Raw genomic sequence first — 17,599 nt, 5'->3', positions numbered from 1 at the left:
GGAGACCTTCCATGAAGCGCTCTATTCTCACTGCGTGCTCGGCTCTCTTTGCTTCCGCGGCATGGGCATCAGGCGTGCCGGTCATCGACGGCGCCAATCTCAAGGTGGCCAAGGAAACGGCCATGACCACCGACAAGATCCTGAACACGAACAAAGACATCCTGTCGACTGTCGAAGACACGTTGAAGGCCGTCACCGGCGATCGCGGCAGTGATGCCAACCAGATGCAGAATCTGGCTGTTGGCAACGGTTTCAGCGTGTCCTCCATGCCGTCCTTCGACAGCATCATGTCAGGCGGTGTGCCAAACTTCGGCGGCATGGGTGGCGACGTCAGCAAGATCGCGACCACCTTCATCAATGGCCTGCAGCTTGTGAAAAGTCTCTCTGGCAAGTCGAACAGCGGCTTTTCCAGCGACAAGTCCTATGAAGAGCTGATGAACACGGTCCTTGGCGTTTCGGCCCTCGTGACCGGATCGCAGCAGGCCGTGACGACACGCCGGAGCGCCCTTGAGCAAGCCGGACAGAGCATCGGCCAGGCTCAGGACATCAAGGGGTCGATCGATCAGAACACCCAGTTGCAGGTCCAGGCCGGCCTCACCATCAACGAGCTGATCGGCGTGATGAACGGTGCTGTCGGCTCCCTGCAGGCCGACAACCAGCGCCGCCTCACCGACATTTCCAACTCGAAGAAGGCGTTGACCTACGGTGGCAACTAAGCCCGCTCACATAGTCAGGGCCTTGTTCCTCGTCGTGATCGCGACCGGCGTCGCCGGCTGCGGCACGGTCAAAGAGAAAACGGCCCCCTGCAAGCGACCCGCAAATCTGACGTCCTACGCTGCCGATCCTCGCCAAGAATGCGGCCCGATGTCGTACGTCAACGGCGACCCGGCCACGGCCATGGCCGCGATAGAGGCGATGGCAGCTCAGTAAGGACGATCGGCGGCAATGGAAGATTTCTTAGGCGACCTCCTCGACCGGATTGAAGACACAGGCAGAACCTTCTCGGAAAGGGCATATGGGATTGTCGGCAGCGAAATCACGCCGCTGCTCAATGTCCTGTTCCTGGCCTATGTCGCCTATTACGGCCTGCAACTCTTCATGGGAACGTCCAGGATCAGCGTTGCCGAAGTGATCGGCCGTGTTGCCCGGATGGTGGTCATTTTACTGATCGTCAAAGAATGGAGCAATTTCGATACGCTGTTTTACAGCTGGCTGAACAACACGCCAGAGGATGTCGGGCGGGCGATCCTGACGGCCACGGGAACCGGCATAACCGAACCGACTAACGGTCTGTCGATGATCTGGAAGACCGCCAATGAAGCGGCGGCGGCGTTTGCGGAACAGTCGGGCTACTTCGCCATTCTGCCGTCGATGATCGGCTTTCTCATCATGCTTAGCGTGGCAGTGTTTATCGCCGTCGCGCTGGCGATCCTGTTGCTGGCGAAGGTGATGATGTGGGTGCTGATCGGAACGGCCCCGATCTTCATAGCCTGCATGCTGTTCGAGCAGACGCGACGCCTCGGCGTGTCGTGGTTCCAACAGGTTCTTCTCTACGCGCTGATACCGCTGTTCATCTATGTGGTTGCCGCCTTCCTCATCGCCGCCATGGACCCCGAACTAACCAAGGTGACGAATGCAGCGAACCAACGCCGGCTGCAGCTCAGCGACGTGTCGGCTTTCCTGCTGCTGTGTTGCGCAGGGGCGTTCGTTCTTTTCCATATCCAGGTGTTGGCGCAAAGCATTGTCGGCGGCGTCTCAGCGGGCATCGGCAACGTCGCCAGAGCTGTCGCGCAATACTCCGGCATGACGGCTCCAACGAAGGCTCTCGACGTTACGCGCGGTGCGGCAGGGGTGGTCGGCAATGCCGGGATGCGCGCACGCGATCGTATCCATTCCGGCATGATTGCCAACATTCGCACGGCCAATGAGCGCACTGCCATGCAGGACAGAATCTCCAACAACAGCATGCCTCGCTGAGGCGGCTCGCTGGCAGGCAAAGTAAGGGCTGGATCAATATGGCAGACAACGAAGGTGCGCTGAGGAGCTATTTTCAGGACGGCGATCGATGGGAAAACGAGATCGTCAAGAAGGCGAAGCGCTCCCGGTCGCTTGCATGGTTCGTGGCGCTGCTTTTCGGCGCGATCACGCTGCTGGCGCTCGCAGCACTCGTTCTCTTGGTCCCGCTGAAAAGCTTCGAGCCATATATCGTCGAGGTCGACAAGAACACCGGCTATATCGAGGTCAAGACAGGCCTGACCAAGCCGTTGACCCTGACAGAGACGCAAGCCATCACGCAAGCCAATGTGGTGCGCTATATCCGCCACCGCGAGGGGTATGATCCGTTCGCCATCGAAGAAACCTTCGGCATCGCCGCTCTGCTGTCGACCGGGGATGCGGCACGCGAGTTGGCAGAGCAGTACAGCGCAGCCAACCCGAACAATCCGACCAAAGTCTACGGCAAAAACAAGCGCGTGCTGGTCGACGTCAAGTCCGTGACGTTCTCGAATGCCAGCACGGCGCTGGTCAGGTTCTCGACAACGGAAAAGTCCGACACGGAGTCGATCGTCCGGCACTACATTTCGGTTGTGCGCTACCGGTATACGGAGACGCCGGAAACGAATGAATGGCGGTTTGAAAACCCCCTCGGATTCCAAGTCTACAACTACCGCCGCGACCAGGAAACGGTTACGTCGGGGGACGAGGGATGATGAAGCGCCTGCTATTTTCGGCGGCGTTTTCCGTCGCCATCCTGACTCACGCCCATGGTGCGCAAACGCCTCGTCCGGGCAACCTCGACGGGCGCGTTACCAGTGTCGTCTATCAGCCGAACAACGTGGTCACGGTCAATGCCACCTATGGCATTTCGACCATGATCATTTTCGACGAAGACGAGAAATTCGAAACGATCTCGCTCGGCGATACGGAAAGCTGGCAGGTAGCGCCTTCCGAGAAGGGCAACATCCTGTTCGTCAAACCAGTCGCCAAGAACGTCACCACCAATATGAACGTGGTGACGACGAAACGAATTTATTTCATCGAGCTGCACGACTATGCGCCAGAGGCAGGCCACAAGGTCTTTGGCGTGCGCTTCGTCTATCCAGAGAAGGATCTGAACGCCGCCTTGCGCAAGGAGGCGGAATATAGAGCGGCAAACCCCAACGTCTCGAACATCGACAAGGCCAACGTCAACATTGACTACTCGTTCTCAGGCGACGCGGCCCTGAAACCGTCGATGGTCTTCGATGACGGCAAGAAGACCTTCTTCAAATTCAACGGCCGCGTGCCGGCGATCTTTGCCGTTCAATCGGATTTTTCCGAGACGCTGCGCAATTTCCGCAAAGAGGGCGACTATCTCGTCGTCGATGGCGTCGCCACTCAATACACGCTGCGCGACGGCGATCAGTGGACGTGCATTTTCAACCTTCGAAAGCCCGACTTCGGGACCCCAGACCCCGACATCCTCGGCCCGGCTCCCGACCGCCAGGCTAAGAAGCGCTCGAGGAGCGGCAACTGATGAAGCAATCTCCAGAACTAGAGGCCATGCTTGCCGGCGACGATACGGCCATCGCCAACAAGAATGCCAAACGCAATCAGCTGCTCGGCGGTGCTGCGCTGCTAATCGGTGGCGTCGTCGCCGCCTATTTCGTCCTCTCGCCCGCCAAGGAAACCTCTCATGACATCACCCAAGGCGACGAGGAGTTTCGGACCACGACATTCCGTCCCCCGTCATTCGTGCGCGAGCAGGATAAGCCGAAGCCGCAACCCGACCCGGCGATCATCAATATTCCGCCACCGCCCGAACCGGTTGAACCCAAGGTCGATACGACGGGATTCAACGTACCACCGCCGCCTCCCCCGGTTGCTGAGCCGGCCGTCGCGCCACCCCCGGCGGACGAACCGCCACCGGAAGAATTTCCGCAACGCTACAAATCAGGGCTGATCTCGCTTGACCAGGCCAAGGCTGAGGACGGCGCCGGCGGGCTCGGCGGCGCCAGTGGCAGCGGCCCTACGGTCGCTGGCGAAGACCGCAACAGCAAGTACCTTGCTGCTACATCGAGCCTGGCCGACCGTGGTGCGAAAGCCACCCAACTCAAGCGCATTGATGCCTTGATCCCGGAAGGCACTCTCATTCCCGGCATCCTCGAAACGGCGATCAACAGCGACTTACCGGGGCAGATTCGGGCGATCACGTCTCAGGATGTTTATTCGTTCGATGGCCGGCGTATCCTCATCCCGACGGGAACGCGACTGATCGGTGAGTATCAGTCCGATGTGACCAGGGGACAAAAACGTATCTTCGTCATCTGGACGCGGCTTATCCGTGATGATGGCGTGAGTGTCCGGCTGAACTCGATCGGAAGCGACAGTCTCGGCCGTTCCGGTCTCACCGGTCATGTCGACAACAAATGGCGCGAACGTTTCGGGTCGGCCATCGTCCTTTCCATCGTCGGCGCCGGCGCCAGCTACCTGACCGGCTTCGGAAGCGACCAAGCGTCCGGCAAAAACAACGACGATGCCAAACGCGGCGAGGAGCTGGCGCGCGACACGATCGCTCAAACCTTCAGCGACATGGCCAACCAGGCTTTGAGCGAAAATCTCCGCATCCCCCCGACCATCAGCGTTGGTCAAGGCGAGCGCATCTTTGTTTATGTCCGACAGGATCTCGATTTCAGCGCCATGTACGACGATCCCGTCACCGAAGCGATGAAGGAAATTCAACGTGAACGTCGCCGTAGGTAGAGCCCCCAACCCTTATCACTTTCTCGATCGCGCGCTGGTTCCGCTGAAACCATTCCTGGAAGACCCGCGCGTTGTCGAAATTTCGATCAACAAGCCCGGCCATGTCTATGTCGAACGTCTCGGCTCCGATCATATGGAGCACCACGAGATTCATGAGCTGACGGCCGCCGAAATTCAGAACATCGGTGAGCGCGTCGCCGGCGCGACAAGTCAGTTTATTAGCCACTCCAAGCCCATTCTCAGCGCGGCGCTGCCGACAGGCGAACGCATTCAGGTCGTCCTGCCGCCGGCCGCTCCCGAAGGCGGCTCAATCTCGATCCGCAAGCAGGTGGTCAACAACTTCACGCTCGAGGAGTATCGCGACAGCGGCTCGCTAGACAGAGTATCGGTCGCCGTCGGCGGCCTAAGTGACATCGATCGCGACTTGATTGCCCATCTGCGCGGCGGCCGTATCTATGACTTCATCCATACGGCCATCACGAAACGGGTATCGATCCTGATCAGCGGCGGCACTTCCTCCGGCAAAACGACGTTTCTCAACGCGTGCTTGAAAAGCATCGATGCCAATGAGCGCATTCTGACGCTTGAAGACACACGCGAACTGTTACCGCCCCAGGCTAACAAGGTGCACCTCCTCGCCTCAAAGGGCGATCAGGGCACGGCTGACGTGACGATTCAAAGCCTGCTCGAAGCATCGCTTCGCATGCGCCCCGACCGCCTGTTTGTCGGCGAAATCCGCGGCGCCGAAGCCTTCGCGTTCCTGCGCGCGATCAACACCGGCCACCCCGGCAGCATGTCTACTGTCCATGCCGATACGCCGATGGGTGCCTACGAGCAACTTGCCATGATGATGCAGCAGGCTGGCATGTCGTCAGGTTATTCCAAGGCCGATCTGATGTCCTACATTCAGATGGTCATCCCGATCGTCATCCAGCTCCGCCGCGACGGCGGCAAGCGCGGCGTGTCGGAAATCTTCTTTGCCCGGGATGAATCATGAGCCAGGGCTATAAGGCCTTTTACCTGCTCTTCTGCACCGGAATCGTCTTTGCAGTCTGGATTCTCGGCTATGGCCTTGGCCTCCAGATTTTTTTCCGTGACGGCCGCATTCTCGAAGCGACGATCACCACCAATCCATTCGCCCCATTGCAACAATTCTGGCTCTACAAGAGCAACACCACATTGCAGATGGTCGCGATCGGGGCGCTCGTCCCTGCCCTACTTGCCGGCGGCCTGGCTGCATTGCTCGGCCTTCGGCCGCAAGGCAGCCCACTCGGTGACGCGGCATTTCAGGACATCGCTTCTCTCCGCCGCGGCAAGTGGTTTCGCAAAGCCGGCCATGTCTTCGGTCGCGTCGGCCGCAAAATCCTGCGCACCAAGGATGATCGTCACCATCTGATCATCGGGCCGACAAGATCGGGTAAAGGCGCCGGCTATGTCATCCCCAATGCTCTGATGCATGAAGGGTCGATGATTGTTACCGACCTCAAGGGAGAGATTTTCAAGGCGACGGCCGGCTATCGCCGGCGCAACGGCAGCCAGGTCTTCCTTTTCGCGCCAGGCGCGGAGCGAACCAACCGCTACAACCCTCTCGACTTCATTCGCCAGGAACGCGGAAATCGCACGACCGATATCCAGAACACGGCGAGCATTCTCGTTCCCGAAAACACCGAATCCGAAAACTCGGTGTGGCAGGCGACCGCTCAACAGGTCATGGCAGGCGCTATCAGCTATGTGCTGGAAAGTCCGTTTTACAACGGCCGGCGCAATCTCGGGGAGGTCAACTCGTTCTTCAACAGCGGCGTCGACCTGCAGGCCTTGATGAAATTCATCAAGGCAAAAGAGCCGTACCTGTCCAAATTCACGTTGGAAAGCTTCAACGCCTATCTGGCCCTTTCCGAGCGCGCGGCCGCTTCAGCCTTGCTCGATATTCAGAAGGCGATGCGGCCATTCAAGAACGAGCGTGTCGTTGCCGCGACGAACGTCACCGACATGGATCTCCGTGCGATGAAGCGTCGGCCGATCTCCGTCTACCTCGCGCCCAACATCACGGATATCACGCTGCTCAAGCCGTTCCTGACGCTGTTCGTGCAACAGACAATGGACATTCTTACCCTCGAGCACGATCCGAATTCACTGCCGGTCTACTTCCTGCTCGACGAATTTCGGCAGTTGAAGAAGATGGACGAAATCATGACCAAGCTGCCCTATGTGGCAGGGTATAACATCAAGCTCGCCATCATCATCCAGGACTTGAAGAATCTCGACGAGATTTACGGCGAAACCTCCCGGCATTCGCTGCTCGGCAATTGTGGGTATCAGCTCATTCTAGGCGCGAATGATCAGGCGACCGCCGACTATGCATCCCGTGCGCTCGGCAAGCGGACCATCCGCTACCAGTCGGAATCGCGCACGATCGAGCTCTTCGGCCTGCCAAGGCGCACGAAGGTCGAACAGATTCGCGAGCGTGACCTGATGATGCCTCAGGAAGTCCGGCAGATGCCGGAGAGAAAGATGATACTGCTTGTTGAAGGCCAGCGCCCGATCTTCGGCGACAAGCTGCGATTTTTCGAGACACAGCCATTCAAGTCCGCCGAAGCCTTTTCTCAGGCGCACACTCCGGACGTGCCGCCGATCGAATATCTTCCGGTACAGCCGGTTCCGGCTTTGACCGACAACCGGGCAGACCAGCCCGCCGAAGATGTCGGTGCTCCGACTACCGGGATGGCTGGTTTCGAAAAGAGAAAGTCATCACCAGTTAATGGCGCTGAGGCGATGCCAACTATCGCTGCGGCCGTGAAACCGGCGCCGGCAACAAAGGAGTCCGCAGCTCGCACCGTGAATCGCAAAGTTAGCCTGCTGAAACCGAAACGCGCTAAAGCGGCGTCGAGTGGCAGATCTGGAAACGAAGCGGAGGTGACAGCGGACGTAGCGACTATCGACGCGCGGATTAAGGTCGTCGAAGAAAGCCTGAAACCTAGCGCCGAACGTCTCAAGGAGACGGTTTCTCAGAAAGTCGAAAAGCTCGGCCAAGCAGCGCCCACGAAACGGCGAAATTATCTCGATATTTTTGCAGCGACGGTCGCCGACCCCGTCGAACTCGGCCTGGAGGGGGCCGAAGCCCAAGCGTAAAGAGCCACCAAATGCGATGCGCTGCTGTCAATTTCACAAGTGAAGTGTGCGCTCAGAACAGAATGCTGTGAAGTCGGCCATAAGCCGATAGGGCGTAAAGGTGGGGAAGCGCCTACCGCGTCGTCCCGTTCTCCGAACAATGCGAGGCCGACGAGCCGGGGTCAATGTACCGCCCGATGGTTCGCAAGTAGGCGACGATCTCAGTTAGCAGAAAATCGCGATCGCCAAATTCTTCGCCTATGCGTTGGAGTTCATCCCCCGCCGCCACCATTTCCTCGATGTCGCCCTAGTCTAGGCAATAGTTGAAATGGCCGATGGCACAGATGTCGCAGCCCGACTTGATCACTCTGTCCACGAAGGCAGGGATGTCGCTTGCCTTCATGAGACGCTTGTCTGCCATTTTGAGATCTTTCGTCACGGGCCTTTGCCATACTATGCAATCACCGCGCGCACTGACAACCTGTGTGATTGCACAGGTTGTGAACCGCATCCAGCAGCAAAATTCTCGCCAGGAACCTCGATTGCACCTGCCGAATTCTCGCGTATCCTGCGGCTGCGCATGTGAGCACAAGGTGGCGCCTGGCGCTTCGACGAGCCACCCTTCAAGAACCAGCGTCGGCATGGCGACCGAAAATGCTGAGGCAAGAGACCGCCATTCCAAAAAGGAAACATTCGTCATGGATTCCCATGCCGTCATTGCGTCCCTGCCAGTCACCGGGACCGACCGAGCTGTGCTTATTGGACCGCGAACGCCGCGTTCGAAAGGGTTATTGAACGGATTGAGCCAGCCAACGAAGAGCTAACTCGCACCCTTTGGGATGCCGAGGATTATATCGACAATGAAATCACCGCAGACATGTTGCCGATTTCACGGGACGAGGCTGCGTACCTCGTCGACGTGTTCCTGGTGCATCATGTCATTGGATTAGCTGTCGCAGCAGACAAGGAGGCCGCTGAATCCCGGCCTTGAATCTCGCCGGCGGCAGCTGGGTCGGCCTGCTGCGACCTGGCGGGCAGCGCGATCAATGCCGTGACCTTTGCCGCCACCTCTTCAAGGGTGGCGGTGAGGCGGTTTATCTGCGAGGCGGTCGCCGCCAGTTCCGGGCCGTAACGGGTGACGAGATATTCCCGGTTCTGGCTTAGCGACTGGAGATGCCTGGCCGTCTTCGCGCGAAGGCGCAGGCCCGCCTCCAGGGCGTGCTCCGTGCGTCTCGACAGGTCGTGCTGCAGTTTCCGGATCTGATTGGGATTGTGCCCACGGTGGAGCAAAAGCGCGGTGAGGTAGAGTTCGATCGCATGGATCGCCGCCAATCTGAACGGCGCTCTGGTAAGCGGCTTGCCGGGTCGGCCGAGCGGAAGGAGGTGGTTTGCCGCCTTGCGGTATTCTTCCGCCAGCTCGTGAACCTGCTGCGGGGATGCCAGCTCACCGGGGTATTTGCGTTCTTCGATCACCATCCAGCGCGTCCCATTTTCCTAAGAGCTATAGCCGCAAGTTGATCAGTATCAACAGCAAGAGGCCGACAATGACCCATGCTGCAATCCGTATGGAGGACAGGAGGCCAACCGTTTGAGGGTCAGCGGCTGGCGGCCGGTGATCGGGTTGAGCCTGGACAATCGGGGCAGCCAAGTCTTCCGGACTTGCATCGCTATCAGTCCACTCCTCCGTGTCTTCCGCAGCCGCGGCGTGGCCACGGTCGGCCTGCTCCTCAGCGCTCTGCTTGTCGTGTATTTCGCCGACCGCCCCCTCTGACGCCTTCGGTGCCGCCTTCGAAAGTTCGGCCGCATGGCGAATGTTGAGCTGTGCGTATTGCGCTCGACCGAGGCGCGGAGGATCGATCTCGCAATCGGGTGGAATCTCGATCTTCTGGACGTTTTTGTCGGCCAGTATCTTGATCTGGTTTGTGGAGGTCGATGGCGACCAATCGGAATAGAAGCCGGGCACCCGGCCCACAAAGAGTGACACATCCTCGACGGCAGAGGTGGCGACCATCTCCGCATACCGTGCAAATCTATCTGGGCGCACGAACAGGTAGAAGCCAATGCAGTCGGACGTGGTTTCTTCGCGGAAATCAACCTCCGAGGTGTAGCTTACGACCGCCCCAAGCACGCATTGTTCCTGCTCGTCGTCGACGGCGGATGGAATTATCGAAAGACTAAAGTCAGTAATTGTCCGGTCGGTTCCGAACATCGAGTAGGAGGGAGGCCACGCCGTGCCGAAAGGATGCAGTTTCGCGGATATGCTCTGCTTCGCGGTCACAGTGTTGATCTCGTCCTGGGACGCACCTGGGAGGAGCGACCCGACGGTCAACGTGTCATGCAGAGTCAGTTCGGTTGCCTTGAAATAGAGTGTCCATTCCCAAGGTATTTGATCGCGGTCAATTTTATTGCCATTTGCGCCGACCTCTTGGAGTGACCACTCGTAGAGGTTCTTGTACTCGGACTCAGGACAAAGAATGACCCGTCGATCGATATGGTTTTCCAAGGAAGCCTCCTTCCGCTGGGGCAAAGAGCAGAGTACGACTTCCTCGTTTCAGGAAAGCTAATGTAGCGGCCTCTCGAGGGGTACGGAATGGAAGATATCATTGCACGGGTTCGCCGCACGTCGAAACTTGGCATCCTGGGTGAGGTCCTGGCTGCGGAGGCTCTCGTCCGGAACGGGTTTCAGGGCGTTCGCAATCTGAACGACGACGTGCACAACCAGCCGTTTGCAGACCTCCTCGCCGAGAAGGACGGCATCCGCTATTTCATCGGCGTGAAAGCCCGAAACGAGGAACGCGACGTTGGGGGGCTGAACGAGTCCTACAACTGCCTCCTCGTGCCCGATGCCGTCAACAGGCGAATGAAGGAGCAGGGCGCGACCATCAACGACATAACTGCCCGGGCGCTCCGCCAGGTTCATCTGCTCGCCGAGCACTTCGCTGCCATCCCAGCTTGGGTCACGGTTCCGCTGCGCCCGATTCAAGGGACGTACGCTGCCTATTTTGGGCTCCTGAAGGAGCTTGGCAACAAGCGCTCCATCCCGATGACGGGAGCGGCGCGAGCCAGCTACACGCGCCTAGCCGACTGGGCGGTGGACGCGCGGATTACGCCCGACCTCTGCAATGCCGTTGGTCGGCGCCCGTCCAGATCTGCCCCGGGACCTACGCTGCTCTGATCCCCAGGCTCGATTGTTTTGTGTGGATAAGCCGTGCATGGCCTATTGGTCCTGCGCAGCATGCGCGCACTCTCACGCGATGAATGCGGAGTATGTTGAACTGGTTTTGTTCGAGCAGTCCCTAGCCCGAATGAATCGGCCGTTTTCCGATCGAGTGGGTGACGTCGCGGAAAAAACTGGTGGCTCTGTTTTGTTCGATATTCGCGTCGAGGCCGACTCCCGCATTCAGAGGATGGCAGCTATCGGCTATAGCGCAAACGGCACCGTAGCAATCATGATGGACAAGAACGGAGAACTTGGCTCCGCGCCGGTAAACGGTGACGAGGACGTTCTCGTTGCCGAACTTACCGCGTGGTTTTCGCTACCGATGGCCGAACAGGTCTGCGTTAGCTACCGTGGCGCCGCCGCGAGCTTACTTGCGTAAGCTTCTTTAAATCGAATCGTTTCGGCGCATGTTGATAATAAAGCCGCCTCGATGGGCGGGCCTTCCCTATGAAAGGATCGAATGTCGCTACTGCTGGGCAGCAGAGGTGAACAAAGATTTCTAGATTGGGCTCCATCGTACATGGCTGCGAACCAAGGGGGTGCGGGGGCGTTTGCCGATGGCGGCGATCCCGTTGCACGAACGTCTGCTTGGCCATCGGCTGTAACCGGACGAGTGGCAGACGGCCCATCCCGTTACACAGTTTGTGCAATCCAGTGCAGCACTCCAAGTGCCACACGAAAGGTGCGTTCGTCCCGGCAGTAGATCAGCGGAGGGCGCCCGTCGAGTTTGCCATCTACTGATTGCCTCACGATACGCGCGGCGCGATCTCCGAAGAGCTGGCTTCACTATCCAACTTTGACCGCCATACCGTCGCGACGTGTTCCGCATGCCGCGATTGTGCGAACTTGCTCAGGGCCTCTTCAGCCAGCCCAAGGCCGGTAGCGTTTCCCTCGGCGAGGTCGAGCGGAAGGATTCCACCCTGATCGGCAAGCGGCGTGCGGAGGAAATCGGCAAGACCCGTCCCATCCAGGGTCTGTTCCGCGCGCCTGATCATCGATTGCCGGCGACCGTCTGCCTCTTCGGCCGAGCGTTTGGCATTGGCCTTCGCCTCGGCCTCGGTTTTCCGGGAGATCGCTTCCTCGATGGCGCGAGCCGCAGGCAGGCCGTGCAGATTACGTGGTGCTTCGCTGCTTCGCAGAAGCAAGACATTAAGGATCTTCGCCAAGTCGTTGTCGATTGATGTGTCAGTGTCGAACGTCTGCTCGGGCGGCCTTCCGCTCCCCGTCTCGGTCATCTGCCACCAGGATTCGACCGTCATCGACGCGCGATCTTCTGTTGGAATCCGGTCCAGTATGTGGGAGACAACGCTAGAAATGCTGTTCCGACGCTCAGTTTTCTTCTGGTGGGTTCCTTCCCACTCGCGCCATCGATCTGCCAGCCTGGTATTCAGCGCGAAGGAGAGGTGTTGCTGTTCGGTCAGGCCGGCGTTGGTCAGGGCCTGAAGGAACCGGTGGATGGCCTCCCAGGGTGTGAGGAACTCCGGGTCGAGATGGCGCATCGCATCGGCGAGGTCTTTCGTAAGCTTGACAAAGTCGCTGTGGACATACCCGTCCTCGACAAGGCGGGACACAATATGGTCCGTGGCAAGGAAGCGATGATGATACAGCCTTGGCCGCAGGATCGTCGCAAGGACGACCGACCGCCAGGTCTCGGACCGGACCGTAAAGCAGCCTGTTCCTCCGAACTCGAGTGAGAGATGCTCGCGCACGCCGAGGGCGCGTAGCGCGGCAAGATCCTTGATGCGGAGTTTCTGTTCGCCGGCGCTCCGGCGGGTTCGATCATACATCTCGATCTTGCGCCTCGCGATGGAAGCCAATCGTTTTGCCGCAGCGTCGGCGTCCTGTCTTTCGCGGAGACGCATTTCCTCCACTGTGCGTTCGATCCTCGCATTGAACAGCCAGGTCCGCGGCGCGGCCGAAAGGACGGCCTGTCGCACGGCTTCGGGTGGCGCGTTGCGGGGGACTGAGGACATGTCGATCTCGATGGCCGCCGTTCCCAGCCTCTTCAAACGGGAAATCTTTTCCTCTCCGCAGGGGTGGGTCACGGCGATCTCGACGAAGAGACCCAGATCTCCGACCTGGAGATGGAGGTCCGGAATCACCTCGACATGGTCGCGGAATTCCAGCGTCGCACGATCGACGATGATCTCGTGCTCTTCGGCAATCAGGACTTCATACCCGGCATGCGCGGCGAACTGGCGAGGGATGGTGAGTCGCAACTCGGATTGGATAATCTCCTTGCAAAGAAGATGAAGCGCGGTCTCTGGGCCGCCGCCGCAAGCAGGGCCGTGGTGAGCGAAGTGCGCCGCCTTCAGATCATCCTTGAGGTTTGCGACGAGCGCCGCCTTGCAGTGCGGGCAGATTAGGCCGCAGGCAAGCCCGCGGCTCGCCATCGAGATGTGGAAGAGCTTGCCGTTTTCGGGATCCCGACCATAGACGAGGCGCGCGCTATCGCTGCCGAACTGCCGGCGGATCTCGGCGTCATCGTGGCCCTGATTAATCGACATTGGCGGACAATAGCCGCCAGCATATGACGGCCGCTAGTCCTTCAGCAGGGGCGCTCGTTTGTCGGTCACAATAGCCCACGTGGCGGGCTGCGATCACGCTTGGCGGATCGGTAACAGAAGTGGCACCGCCAAACCCTCTTGCGGCGGCCATGCAGAGATTCTGGAGCCGGCCTGACCATCACCAAGAAGTTGCTAATATTCTGCTGGTGGCCAATTCGCGCGTTTCCGCTGAACCTGACCAGCGGCTTCCGAGGCGCCGCCAATTTAGAACAGCGGGCCGGCGTCGCATCGAGGGGAACTGGCGCCGAGCCTAACCGGCTTGCGGGGGGTAGTTTTACCGGCTGAGGTGAATATAGGCCCTTCCATACATCAGTGCTTGCTAATTTAATAAAATGATCATGTTCCGTTCCCCTAGCCGCCAGATCATGCGGGCCTAGACTCGATCACGTGCCTAAACAAGTGCGTGCCGGCACCGGCCGGCTGGCGTTCATTCCACCGATGTTGCCGACCCTGGTTGCGAAGCCTCCCGAGGGGGATGACTGGATTCACGAGGTCAAGCTCGACGGCTATCGCTCGCAGATCGTCATCAACGGCCCGGATGTTCGCATCTACACCAGGCGGGGCCTCGACTGGTCTGAAAAATATCGCGACCTCGTCGAAGCCGCGAAGGCGCTCGATGTCGAGACGGCGATCGTCGATGGTGAAACGATCGTCACCAACGAGGCCGGCCTCCCGGATTTCGCCGGGCTTCGGCGAGCAATCACGCGACGACAGCATGACCTCTACTTCGTCGCCTTCGATCTGCTGCACCTCAACGGGCACGATCTGCGCGACCTCGGCGTCGAGGAGCGGCGCGAGATTCTGCTCGATCTGATCCAGCCCGACAGCCGCATCCAGTTCAGCGAGACGATGCCGGGCGGCGACGCCAATGCGATCTTCTATCTGGTCGACCAGGCGGGGCTTGAGGGCATAGTGTCGAAGCGACTTGGCAGCAAATATCGCAGCGGCAGCACGACGGCATGGCTGAAGACCAAAAGCTATACCGTGAGCGACCTCGAATTGCTCGGCGTCGAGCGGGAGAGGGGCAAGCCCGCCTTCGCCCTCATGGGAGAGCCAGGCACCCGCAAATATGTCGGCTCCGCTTTCATCACGCTGAACCGTGAGATGCGGGAACGGCTGTGGAAGCGCGTTCAGGAGCACGCCGGGCCGGCACCTAAGGGGGTGAAGCGGCAGGCGACAACATGGGTCAAGCCGGGCCTGAAGGGCCACGTCAAGCACCTGCGGGGCGAGGACAAGTTGCGCCACGCATCACTGCAGGATTTCCGCGATGAGGATTAGGACGGTCGAGCGGCGCGCATCATCGCTCGCATGAACGCAGACCGCGAGCTTGGCGTTCTCTTTTTGCGCCATGTTGTCGGCCGCGATCAGGCGCCGAAGCGAGCGCATGATCTCTCCGCGCGTCCACCCGGCTTCCAACATGCGGTCGACAATGGCCTGGAACCCCGGCTCCATTGCTTCCTGGCACTCGACTGGCCAGCTCGCGTGCGCCGTCGGCCGCATTTCGGACAACCGGGGCAAATTGGTTGGGATAGATATCGATTGACGGTTCAAGATTGCCGATGATGTCCCGCAAGGCGCGAGCCCACTGGCGAATGGCCTCCTGGCTGGTGGTAATGTTGTAGAGATTGCACATGCCGTTGCCTCAGGTGCGCAGGATCTCGGGGACGCTCAGCGGCCCGAGATCGAGAATTCTCTTGTACTCGCCCGACCGGCGCCAGACACCACGTGCCTTGCCGTTTTCCCGGTTCGCGCCTTGGATCGAACATCACGCCTGCGAAGTGGTCAAGGAACGCTTGCGCGGACGCCTGGTCGGCGAAGCAGTAGAGGCGCCAGTTTTCATACTTCTGGTCCGGCCATATCGCCTGCACCTGTCTCACCAGTGGGCTCAGCCCCCGCTCCTGGCAAAAGGTGCGGATCAACGCGAAGCTATGTCCTGTGCACAGGTCATCGGGCAAAGCCACCTGATAAGGCCATTCCCGGTCGATTCTGGCAGGCGAGGGACCTCGGCTGCGCATAGGTGTCAGCGTGGTGTCGGCTCATCGGTCGCCTTCTCAAGCGCGTCGATGGCATCGTGACCGGTCTTCCGCTTCGGCTCAATCGGCTCCTTGGGATGAAACCTGGAAAGGATGAGGGCGGTAAAGGCTATGGTCACGTCGCCGACCAGATCCCGCTCCACGCCATTGTTGTCTTCGAGATCGGCGGCAACCCTCCAAGCCAGAGTGCCGACATCGGAATCCAGAAATTCACCGTTGCCATCTGCCGCGTCGGTAAGCAGGCGAAGCTTTGCCAGCGCGTCTCCCTGTCGGCGAGTTGCGTCTCTGGGTCCTCCAGCAGTTCCATCACCGACGTCACGGGCTTCTTGTCGTCCGTCCAACCAGCGCAGCACGCCTCTACGGCGGCGTCTTCGGCGTCCGACCAGATTTGAGCCGCCATGTGCGCTGCATCCGAGGGCGCGTCGTCCTCCGGGAAGCCGCGGATATCCCAGCCCTCGATTGCGAACACGCTGGCCGCTGCCTGGCGAGCGGTGATTCCAGCTCAATACGCCTTCAGCGGCGGCGACCCCACGCGAAATCTCCTCAGGTGAAGCATCCTTGATGCGCAAAAGCAGATCCATCTGTGCCTCCTGTTGCTATCCGGCCAACAGCGAACAAAATGGGAACAAAAATGTCAAGGGAGGCCTTGACGACGGAGGAATATGTTCCTCATTGACAGGTGCATGCCTGAACAACCAGAAAAATGGCCACGAGGTGCCCCATGGACGTTGATGCATGCTCACAACGCCGGGCAGGTGGCCCGTGTTTCCTGCGGCCACTGCAACATCAAGCGCTTCTATAAGCCGCTAGAGCTTCGGGAAGTCATTGGCAATGTCACCATTGAGCGGGTGCGGGCAAAGGTCCGCTGCGAAAAATGCGGTCGCAAAGAATCAATGAGCGCGGAACTGTTCCATCCCGTCGGTCAGGAATTGGTGGCGATCCGTTTCCGACGCTTGGTCGAAATCAGATGGGAACGGCGAGTTATCTGGAGAGACGAAAGCTAAGCGCTCCCGTCCGTTTCGCTGTCCTCGTCTATTTCGCGCACCGGCAGATAGGCGTTGGTTTCGAGCCACTCGCGCAAGATGACTTGAATTAGGTATGATCTGCCGACTTTCATTTCGGCAGCAATCGAGTTGAGCGCATCCTCAGTTGCCGGTTCCAGCGGCACGCCTGTCGTGTTTCTGAGCATCAATGCAGCTCGACGCAATATAATCTGCAGATCCGCACGTGACACGTCCCCGATGCGATCGGCCGCGCTTTCAAGCTCTACGGCAATAGATTGACGCGTCATCGCATCGAGCCCGCTTGCCTGAGGCAGGGTCTTCTTAGGCCTTCACCCGCTTGGCTGGTGCCTTCTTGGCTGGCGCCTTCTTGGTGGGCATTTTTGCGCTCGCCTTGCGACCAAGTCCGATAGACTTCGCCAGCTCTGACCGTTGTGCAGCGTAGCTTGGTGCCACCATAGGGTAGTCCCGCGCCAATCCCCACTTGGCCCGATACTCGTCAGGCGTCATGCCAAGCAAGCCCAAGTGCCGTTTCATCGACTTGAACTTGCGCCCATCTTCCAAGGAAATGATATGGTCGGGAAACACGGATTTTTTCGGATTGACCGCCGGGGTCTGTGTTGGCTGCTCAACTACAGCTGGCTTGACTAGGCTAACGAGAGCGGAATTCACCGAAGAAATAAGGTCGGGCAGGCCTGCTACGGGTACTGCGTTATTTTGGACAAACGCCGCGACAATATCCGCGGTCAATTCCATCAATTCCGCGTTCTGGCGATTGTTCTCTTCGGTCATTCATCAACTCCTATTGCTATTCCGCTTTCGTATGGCGGAAAGTCGGATCGCGCAAGAAGCAGGTCCACAGAACGGAATACTCGGGAGCATCGGCCGGCCGCTGCGGTTTAAGGCAGAGCCTTGAAAACTTCCGCACCT

General features: G+C 59.2%; 19 protein-coding genes and 2 pseudogenes. 12 read left to right on the top strand and 9 right to left on the bottom strand.

The window, feature by feature from the left end:
• Window positions 1-11: 11 nt before the first annotated feature.
• The 8 genes from C9427_RS30625 to C9427_RS30590 are packed head-to-tail and all read left to right on the top strand — an operon-like array spanning window position 12 to window position 7,869.
• The gene (locus C9427_RS30625) at window positions 12-716 is read left to right on the top strand and encodes a type IV secretion system protein (protein WP_107652757.1); all 705 of its coding nucleotides are present in this window, start codon (window positions 12-14) and stop codon (window positions 714-716) included.
• A complete protein-coding gene (locus C9427_RS35005; RefSeq protein ID WP_107652756.1) occupies window positions 706-930 on the top strand; it encodes a hypothetical protein in 225 nt (74 codons plus the stop codon). Before C9427_RS30625 ends, C9427_RS35005 begins: the two co-directional genes overlap by 11 nt.
• A 15-nt stretch (window positions 931-945) precedes the next feature.
• Window positions 946-1,977 (top strand): TrbL/VirB6 family protein, encoded by a 1,032-nt coding sequence (locus tag C9427_RS30615; protein ID WP_107652755.1) that lies wholly within the window; start codon window positions 946-948, stop codon window positions 1,975-1,977.
• A 38-nt stretch (window positions 1,978-2,015) separates the two neighbouring features.
• On the top strand, window positions 2,016-2,708 hold the full coding sequence (locus tag C9427_RS30610; protein WP_107652754.1) for a VirB8 family type IV secretion system protein: 693 nt from the start codon (window positions 2,016-2,018) through the stop codon (window positions 2,706-2,708).
• Complete coding sequence (locus C9427_RS30605) at window positions 2,705-3,514, top strand: TrbG/VirB9 family P-type conjugative transfer protein (protein WP_107652753.1); 810 nt, start codon at window positions 2,705-2,707, stop codon at window positions 3,512-3,514. Before C9427_RS30610 ends, C9427_RS30605 begins: the two co-directional genes overlap by 4 nt.
• Window positions 3,514-4,740, top strand: coding sequence for a type IV secretion system protein VirB10 (gene virB10 / locus C9427_RS30600; protein ID WP_107652752.1), 1,227 nt, complete (start codon window positions 3,514-3,516; stop codon window positions 4,738-4,740). Before C9427_RS30605 ends, virB10 begins: the two co-directional genes overlap by 1 nt.
• A complete protein-coding gene (gene virB11, locus C9427_RS30595; protein WP_107652751.1) occupies window positions 4,721-5,737 on the top strand; it encodes a P-type DNA transfer ATPase VirB11 in 1,017 nt (338 codons plus the stop codon). The genes virB10 and virB11 overlap by 20 nt, the downstream gene beginning before the upstream one ends.
• Complete coding sequence (locus C9427_RS30590; RefSeq protein ID WP_107652750.1) at window positions 5,734-7,869, top strand: type IV secretory system conjugative DNA transfer family protein; 2,136 nt, start codon at window positions 5,734-5,736, stop codon at window positions 7,867-7,869. The genes virB11 and C9427_RS30590 overlap by 4 nt, the downstream gene beginning before the upstream one ends.
• A gap of 112 nt (window positions 7,870-7,981) precedes the next feature.
• Here C9427_RS30590 and C9427_RS35460 read toward each other — a convergent pair.
• The 3 genes and pseudogenes from C9427_RS35460 to C9427_RS30575 form a co-directional block, all read right to left on the bottom strand.
• Window positions 7,982-8,251 (bottom strand): annotated as a pseudogene (locus tag C9427_RS35460) (hypothetical protein).
• A gap of 530 nt (window positions 8,252-8,781) precedes the next feature.
• Window positions 8,782-9,324, bottom strand: a complete 543-nt coding sequence (locus C9427_RS30580) for a HEPN domain-containing protein (RefSeq protein ID WP_245437227.1) — start codon at window positions 9,322-9,324, stop codon at window positions 8,782-8,784.
• Between the two features lie 25 nt (window positions 9,325-9,349).
• Window positions 9,350-10,351 (bottom strand): hypothetical protein, encoded by a 1,002-nt coding sequence (locus tag C9427_RS30575; protein WP_146172619.1) that lies wholly within the window; start codon window positions 10,349-10,351, stop codon window positions 9,350-9,352.
• Window positions 10,352-10,438: 87 nt separating this feature from the next.
• On the opposite strand from C9427_RS30575, the gene C9427_RS30570 reads away from it, so the two are divergent.
• Both C9427_RS30570 and C9427_RS30565 read left to right on the top strand, forming a co-directional pair.
• Complete coding sequence (locus C9427_RS30570) at window positions 10,439-11,023, top strand: hypothetical protein (RefSeq protein WP_107652748.1); 585 nt, start codon at window positions 10,439-10,441, stop codon at window positions 11,021-11,023.
• A gap of 79 nt (window positions 11,024-11,102) precedes the next feature.
• Complete coding sequence (locus tag C9427_RS30565; protein WP_107652747.1) at window positions 11,103-11,447, top strand: hypothetical protein; 345 nt, start codon at window positions 11,103-11,105, stop codon at window positions 11,445-11,447.
• A gap of 367 nt (window positions 11,448-11,814) precedes the next feature.
• Here C9427_RS30565 and C9427_RS30560 read toward each other — a convergent pair whose 3' ends face one another.
• On the bottom strand, window positions 11,815-13,575 hold the full coding sequence (locus tag C9427_RS30560) for a competence protein CoiA family protein (protein WP_107652746.1): 1,761 nt from the start codon (window positions 13,573-13,575) through the stop codon (window positions 11,815-11,817).
• Window positions 13,576-14,073: 498 nt separating this feature from the next.
• Between C9427_RS30560 and C9427_RS30555 the strand changes: the two genes are divergently transcribed.
• Window positions 14,074-14,913, top strand: a complete 840-nt coding sequence (locus C9427_RS30555) for an ATP-dependent DNA ligase (protein WP_107652802.1) — start codon at window positions 14,074-14,076, stop codon at window positions 14,911-14,913.
• Here the strand turns inward: C9427_RS30555 and C9427_RS30550 are convergent.
• The 3 genes and pseudogenes from C9427_RS30550 to C9427_RS33935 form a co-directional block, all read right to left on the bottom strand.
• Window positions 14,884-15,087 (bottom strand): hypothetical protein, encoded by a 204-nt coding sequence (locus tag C9427_RS30550; RefSeq protein WP_245437234.1) that lies wholly within the window; start codon window positions 15,085-15,087, stop codon window positions 14,884-14,886. The two genes, C9427_RS30555 and C9427_RS30550, sit on opposite strands and share 30 nt — an antisense overlap.
• A gap of 4 nt (window positions 15,088-15,091) precedes the next feature.
• Window positions 15,092-15,268 (bottom strand): annotated as a pseudogene (locus C9427_RS35000) (SOS response-associated peptidase); the annotation flags it as partial.
• Window positions 15,269-15,655: 387 nt separating this feature from the next.
• Complete coding sequence (locus C9427_RS33935) at window positions 15,656-16,249, bottom strand: hypothetical protein (RefSeq protein ID WP_146172618.1); 594 nt, start codon at window positions 16,247-16,249, stop codon at window positions 15,656-15,658.
• Between the two features lie 102 nt (window positions 16,250-16,351).
• On the opposite strand from C9427_RS33935, the gene C9427_RS30535 reads away from it, so the two are divergent.
• Window positions 16,352-16,672 carry a hypothetical protein gene (locus C9427_RS30535; RefSeq protein ID WP_146172617.1) on the top strand — a complete coding sequence of 107 codons (321 nt, stop codon included), beginning with the start codon at window positions 16,352-16,354 and terminating at the stop codon, window positions 16,670-16,672.
• Here C9427_RS30535 and C9427_RS30530 read toward each other — a convergent pair.
• Window positions 16,669-16,959: a hypothetical protein gene (locus C9427_RS30530; protein WP_107652743.1), complete on the bottom strand. Its 291-nt coding sequence runs from the start codon at window positions 16,957-16,959 to the stop codon at window positions 16,669-16,671. The genes C9427_RS30535 and C9427_RS30530 overlap by 4 nt on opposite strands.
• 34 nt (window positions 16,960-16,993) lie before the next feature.
• On the bottom strand, window positions 16,994-17,461 hold the full coding sequence (locus C9427_RS30525) for a Ros/MucR family transcriptional regulator (protein ID WP_107652742.1): 468 nt from the start codon (window positions 17,459-17,461) through the stop codon (window positions 16,994-16,996).
• Between the last annotated feature and the right edge of the window lie 138 nt (window positions 17,462-17,599).

This window comes from Mesorhizobium helmanticense, assembly GCF_003034915.1.
GTDB lineage: Bacteria > Pseudomonadota > Alphaproteobacteria > Rhizobiales > Rhizobiaceae > Mesorhizobium > Mesorhizobium helmanticense.
The sequence above is the reverse complement of the archived record's forward strand: the minus strand, read 5'-3'. Positions and strand labels throughout refer to the sequence as shown.